This is a genomic window from Endobacter medicaginis (genome assembly GCF_014192375.1).
Lineage (GTDB): Bacteria > Pseudomonadota > Alphaproteobacteria > Acetobacterales > Acetobacteraceae > Endobacter > Endobacter medicaginis.
In genome coordinates, this window is sequence record NZ_JACHXV010000047.1 from 1 (window position 1) to 5542 (window position 5542).

5 protein-coding genes and 1 pseudogene are annotated in these 5542 nt (G+C 62.8%); 4 read left to right on the top strand and 2 right to left on the bottom strand.

All coding sequences use genetic code 11. The annotated features are described in order from the left end of the window. Positions 1 to 276: 276 nt before the first annotated feature. Positions 277 to 913: pseudogene (locus FHR90_RS16915) on the bottom strand (ATP-binding protein). A gap of 112 nt (positions 914 to 1025) precedes the next feature. Between FHR90_RS16915 and FHR90_RS16920 the strand changes: the two are divergent. Beyond that, positions 1026 to 2024, top strand: coding sequence for a GlxA family transcriptional regulator (locus FHR90_RS16920; protein ID WP_246330357.1), 999 nt, complete (start codon positions 1026 to 1028; stop codon positions 2022 to 2024). 86 nt (positions 2025 to 2110) lie between these two features. Here FHR90_RS16920 and FHR90_RS16925 read toward each other — a convergent pair whose 3' ends face one another. Further along, on the bottom strand, positions 2111 to 3133 hold the full coding sequence (locus FHR90_RS16925; protein ID WP_176624197.1) for an alpha/beta hydrolase: 1023 nt from the start codon (positions 3131 to 3133) through the stop codon (positions 2111 to 2113). Positions 3134 to 3295: 162 nt separating this feature from the next. Here FHR90_RS16925 and FHR90_RS16930 point away from each other — a divergent pair, with 162 nt between their 5' ends. The 3 genes from FHR90_RS16930 to FHR90_RS16940 all read left to right on the top strand — a co-directional run bounded on the left by FHR90_RS16930 (position 3296) and on the right by FHR90_RS16940 (position 5346). Beyond that, complete coding sequence (locus tag FHR90_RS16930) at positions 3296 to 3766, top strand: MarR family winged helix-turn-helix transcriptional regulator (protein ID WP_176624199.1); 471 nt, start codon at positions 3296 to 3298, stop codon at positions 3764 to 3766. A gap of 40 nt (positions 3767 to 3806) precedes the next feature. Further along, the gene (locus tag FHR90_RS16935) at positions 3807 to 4670 is read left to right on the top strand and encodes a CPBP family intramembrane glutamic endopeptidase (protein ID WP_176624201.1); all 864 of its coding nucleotides are present in this window, start codon (positions 3807 to 3809) and stop codon (positions 4668 to 4670) included. 277 nt (positions 4671 to 4947) lie between these two features. Beyond that, the gene (locus FHR90_RS16940) at positions 4948 to 5346 is read left to right on the top strand and encodes a cupin domain-containing protein (RefSeq protein ID WP_176624203.1); all 399 of its coding nucleotides are present in this window, start codon (positions 4948 to 4950) and stop codon (positions 5344 to 5346) included. The last annotated feature ends 196 nt before the right edge of the window (positions 5347 to 5542 follow it).

Sequence of the window (5542 nt, forward strand, 5' to 3'; positions counted from 1 at the left end):
TCCTCGGGCTTGTGCTTCTTCGCTGGCATGCGTCGTCCCTTCCTTGGTCCAGACTGTCATAGTCGATGGACCACTCAGAAGGGGGCAGCTCACAGTCGGAAAAATAATTATTGAGCGGATCTGACTGTCAATCGGCATGCAAACGGGGACCGTGATCGGCAGTCAACTGGGAACCGGGGTTTAATGCGCGCTTACGCCTTGGCGGGATAGCGGAGGGCGTAGTCCGGAGGCGTCCCGCCAAGGGCGTAAGTTGTCTTCTTTTCCGGGTGGACAGGCTCAGCTTCGGTGTCTGAAGCGCCAGCTGCCGTTCCCGGTCTCGATGATGTCGCAATGATGGGTGAGCCGGTTGAGCAGTGTCGTGATCATTTTTGCATCGCCGAAGACAGTGGGCGAACGGAAGGTAGCCCAGTTCATCGAGGATCAGCAGGTCGAGCCGTGACAGATGTTCGGCAAGCTTGCCGGTCCGGCCCTGGTGGGTCTCCAGTTCAATCAGGTTCACTAGGTCCGTGGTGTTGTAGAACCCGGACGCGGGCGCTACGGCGGTTGCAATTGCGGGCAATGGCGATGCTGAGATGGGTCTCTCGCGATCCCGTGCCGCCCACCGGCACGACGTTGCGCTGGGTGGCGAGAAAGGCGCCAGTGGCAACGTCGCGCACCAGCACTTCGTTGATCGGCGTGCCGACAAACGAGAAGCCGTCGAGTTCGCGGGCGAGAGGCAGCCTGGAAGTAACCATCTCGTATTTGATGGAACGGGCGTGCTTCTCGGCGACCTCCGCCTTCAGCAGGTCGCCAACGACGTGCTGGACGGGGTGGTGAGGCTTGACGGCGTCCGTAATGACCTCGTCAAGGCGTGACGCATGCCGGCGAGCTTCAACACCGTCATAAGGCCGATGATCTCATGGCGCTCCATCATCATCATCATGCCGCTGACGAGAGCCGTGCCGAAAGTGTTCTGGGTCATTGAAAGTCCTACCTTTTCATCGGTGTTGACCCCCTTTTAATGCGCTCTCTGGACCACCTCCGAAATGACGGATAACTTACGTTTTTCGGACATGCCGGACGGAGCTGCCGTGCCCCACGTCGCTATGGTTCTTATTGAGCGCTTTCAGTTCCTCGCCCTGGGCGCTCAGGCTGCCTTCGAGTTGGCGAACGCGGTGGTGGGCGAAGATTTCTATTCGCTCGGCATTTATTCAGTGTCAGGCGGCCCGATTAAATCCTCCAGCGGGCTGGACGTCCCGACCGTCGCCCTGTCGGAAGCGGGGCCGATCGACACGCTCCTGCTCATGGCCGGGATGACGCCGCCGCCGATCCAGGAGGATGCAGCCCTCGCCGTCATGCGGCAGGCTGCGAAAGAGGCTCGGCGCGTCGCCGGTATCTGCACGGGATCGTTCCTTGTCGCCCAGCTGGGCCTGCTCGACGGCCAGCGCGCCACGACCCACTGGGCCTACGCGCAGCACATGCGGGACTGTTTCTCGAAGATCGTCGTCGAGGGCGACCGAATCTTCATCAATCAGGGATCCGTCTGGACATCCGCCGGATTGACCGCTGGGCTGGATATGGCCGTGGCGCTGGTTGAGAAGGATCTGGGCGCGGACGTGGCTGGAGCGGTCGCGCGGCGGATGGTGATGCACCACCGGCGTGCGGGCGGTCAGTCGCAGCATTCGGAGCTTCTGGATCTGGCACCCAGTAGCGACCGCATCCAGAAAGTCCTGATCTATGCCAAGAGCCACCTTGCCAACCCGCTGACGATCGAGGAATTGGCCGACGTCGCGGCGCTGTCCCCGCGCCAGTTCAGCCGGGCCTTTCAGGCGGAGACGGGCCGATCGCCCGCCAAGGCGATTGAGCTCCTCCGTCTCGAGGCAGCGCGGATCCTCCTGGACAATACGAGACACGGTCTGGAGGCCGTAGCGAGAGAGACCGGCTTTTCCGATCTCCGACGCATGCGCGAGGCCTTCATGCGGCAATACGGCCAATCTCCCCAGGCCCTGCGTCGTGAGGCCCGCGGGGTTCTGGTCGGCGCCTGAAGATCCGGGCGCACCTTGCGCCCGGTGCGAGACTGAAGCGCTACCGCGTATCTGACGGGGAAGCGCCTTAGACCGGCTTTGTCTCGTTACTTCGCCTGCGCAAAGGCGTCGCGCAGGAAATGTGTCGCCTGGGCGATGGCGGCGGTGGCCGCCGGGGTCCTGGCAAGCGCATTGAGCATGACGAAATCGTGGATCGTCGCGTTGTAGCGTGTCGTCGTGACCGGAACGTCGGCTTCGATCAGGCGGCGGGCGTAGGCCTCGCCCTCGTCGCGCAGGACGTCGTTCTCATCCGTGATGACCAGCGCGGGCGCCTGCCCGTGCAGGATGGAATCCGGCGTATTCAGCGGCGAGACATGCGGCTGGGCGCGATCCGTCCCTGCGGGCAGATACTGGTTCCAGAAATACTCCATGGCCTTCGCCGTCAGCCACGGGCCATTGGCGAATTCCCGATAGGATCCGTCATTCATCGCGGCATCGGTAACAGGATAGAACAGCACCTGCGCCACGGGCTTCGGCCCATGCCGCTCCGCCACCAGGGCGGAGACGACCGCCACCATGTTGCCGCCGACGCTGTCTCCGGCGATCGCGATGCGGGAGGGATCGATCCCGAACTCGGCCGGGTATCGGGCGACGTGGTCCAGCACCGCGTAATCCTGCTCGATCGCGGTCGGATAACGTGCCTCGGGCGAGCGTTCGTAATCAACGAAGATCACCACCGCACCACTGCCTGCCGCCAGATCGCGCACGAGGCGGTCATGGCTTGTGGGGCCGCCCATCACCCAGCCCGCGCCATGATAATAGACGATGGCCGGGGCGTGGCTGGAAGCGTTGGACGGGCGGTAGATGCGGATGCGCGTGCTGCCGGTCGGGCCGACGGGCAGCACGCGATCGGTGATCCGGGCGAAGGGCGCCGCGACCTTCACAGACCCTTGCGCGCCGTCCAGCAGCGCGCGGGCGTCGTGCGGCGACAGCGACGGGATGGCCGGGACGTGGGCGGCGGCCAAGCCGTTGAGGAAATGCTGGGTCGTGGGCTCCAGCACCGGGGCCGCGAGGGCCGGCGTGGCAGCGAGGACGGCGGCCAGGGCGAGGGCTGTGGAGAGGCGCTTCATGATGGAAAACTCCATATCGGTCAGGCCACGATCGGTCTGTGCGACGATATATATCGTGCACGATATAGTCGCGCGAGCGCGCCGGATGCATGGCTCTCATGCATAAAAGTCGTCCGCGACTTAGTGCCGCGCGATATAATATGTAAGCCTATGGAGGACGACATGGCCGAAGACCCATCCACACCCGATCTGTCGAATTTCGTGTGTTTCTCGCTGTATGCCGCGAGCCACGCCTTCAATCGACTGTATCAGCCGCTGCTGGAGCCGCTTGGGCTGACTTATCCGCAATATCTAGTGATGACGGTCCTGTGGGGCAGCGACGGCAAGCTCGTCGGCGAGATCGGGTCTCAACTCGACCTGGTCAGTTCCACCCTGACGCCGTTGCTTAAGCGACTGGAAGGCGCTGGCCTGGTCGAACGTGCCCGCGACCAGAAAGACGAACGGCAGGTGCGCGTTCGTCTGACGGAGGCCGGTCTGGCCTTGCGCGTCCAGGCCGAGGCAATCCCGGCCTGCGTGCTGGCGGCGACCGGGCTGTCAATCACCGAACTGCGGGACTTGCGCAATCGGATCGATAAGCTGCGCGAAACTGTGAGCTCCCGTCCTGCGCCGGACGGCAATTCCGAAGGTCATTGAGCCTGTCACCCGTCAACAACCATTTCCGGAGAAAGTAGTCTTGACTTCCCCCTTCGCCCTGACCGCGACAAGCGGGGTCATCGCACCTGGCCGCTGGCAAATCCCGCGCATTTTGGGCTGGATGCTCGCGATCCTGGTCGTCACCGTCATCGAACTGAGCCTGCAGTCGATCATCCGCGAGAAACTGACGACCAATCCGACGGTCATCATCGGTGCTGCGTTCGTGACGGTGGCGCTGGCCTACGGCACCTATGTGCTGCTGGTGCGCAAGGTCGAGAAGCGACCGGTTTTTGAGCTGGCGCTGCGGCCTGCGATCCTCGAACTGCCGTTGGGCATTCTCGTGGGCGGCGGCATTACGGCCTCGGTCATGCTCGTGCTGCTGGCTCTGGGAGATGTCTCGTTTCAGGCGGCGTCATGGACGGATTGGGGCCACGATATCCGCGAGACGCTGGGCACGGGTTTCCTCGAGGAACTGCTCGCACGGCTCATCATCTTCCGGCTGCTGTCCTGCGCCTTCGGGATCAGGTCTGGGGTCGTGGTGTCCGCAGCCCTGTTCGGCGCGGCCCATTTGCACAATCCCGGCGCCACCATCCTGTCTTCGGCGGCCATCGCGATCGAGGCAGGCCTGCTCCTCTCCGGCTTCTATATCGCGACGAACCGGATCTGGATGAGTATTGGCGCCCATGCGGGGTGGAATTTCACGCTGGGCTCTATTTTCGGCGCGCCGGTTTCGGGCATGGCCGGCGAAGGCAGCCTCATGACCGCGCATTTCGATCCTGCCGCTCCGGCCTGGCTGACGGGTGGTAGCTTCGGGCCCGAGGCTTCCGTGATCACCGCCGCCGTCGGACTCAGCGTCTTCGCCCTGACGATCCTCATCGCCCGCCGAAAGCGAGGCGGGCTCTAAGAGAGGAGTTCGCCGTGCGGCCACGCAGACGCATTGGGCAAGGTCATTCGATATGACCCTCTCAACCTGTCTTCGCGGAGGCGCCTGCTGCGCGGACACGGCGCTTACCGACTTCAAGGTTGCCCCTAACCTTCTCCGCCGCCCATACGAATGTCGCTGACGGTAATGCCTTGGGAGAATAAGGCCTGAGGCATGGTGGGAGTTACACAAATGTCTGACATCAATCCGACCGAGGTCTGGTTCCTCAATAATCGTGTTACCATTCGCCGCTCGGCAGATGAGCACAAAGATCGTACCAGTTTTTTTGGAATTCGTCTTTCCTCCAGGTGAAGCCTCGCCGCTCCATGTCCATGCGGACGAGCAGGAGACATTTTATCTCTTGAGCGGCGCCATGCGTTTTTGGGTTGGAGGCGTGGTCACGGATCTGCTCCCTGGCCAGACGCTCACCGCCCCCTATGCCGTGCCCCATGCCTATCGCGTGACGTCAGCGACCAATGCGATTGCTCTCGTGATCACGACGGGCGGCAAGTTCGAGCGGATGGTGAACGAGATTGGCCGCTCTGCTGAGGCTCCCGGACTGCCCGTCCCTAATTTGCCTCTGCCGGACGATACCGCCCGCCTCGCTTCGATTGCTGAAGCCAACGGCATTACAATCCTTGGGTCGCCGCCAATATGAAAATCACATCGATCCGTGGCGACTGGTCCGGATGTCGGCTTACGGAATGCCCCTATCTTTCGGTCAACGTCTGCAAAGCGGGCGGAAGCTGACGTGGCTTTGGTCCTCCGCCCCACGGTTGTTTGAGACACTCCGTTAGCGGACGGTCTCCGCCTCAGGGGTGAGGACGATGACGACGAACACGGGAACGATTGCC

Bases quoted from the DNA above. Each gene is read 5' to 3' on its own strand.
- FHR90_RS16920 (WP_246330357.1), top strand. From the start codon at position 1,026: ATGACGGATAACTTACGTTTTTCGGACATGCCGGACGGAGCTGCCGTG.
- FHR90_RS16925 (WP_176624197.1), bottom strand. From the start codon at position 3,133: ATGAAGCGCCTCTCCACAGCCCTCGCCCTGGCCGCCGTCCTCGCTGCC.
- FHR90_RS16930 (WP_176624199.1), top strand. From the start codon at position 3,296: ATGGCCGAAGACCCATCCACACCCGATCTGTCGAATTTCGTGTGTTTC.
- FHR90_RS16940 (WP_176624203.1), top strand. From the start codon at position 4,948: ATGAGCACAAAGATCGTACCAGTTTTTTTGGAATTCGTCTTTCCTCCA.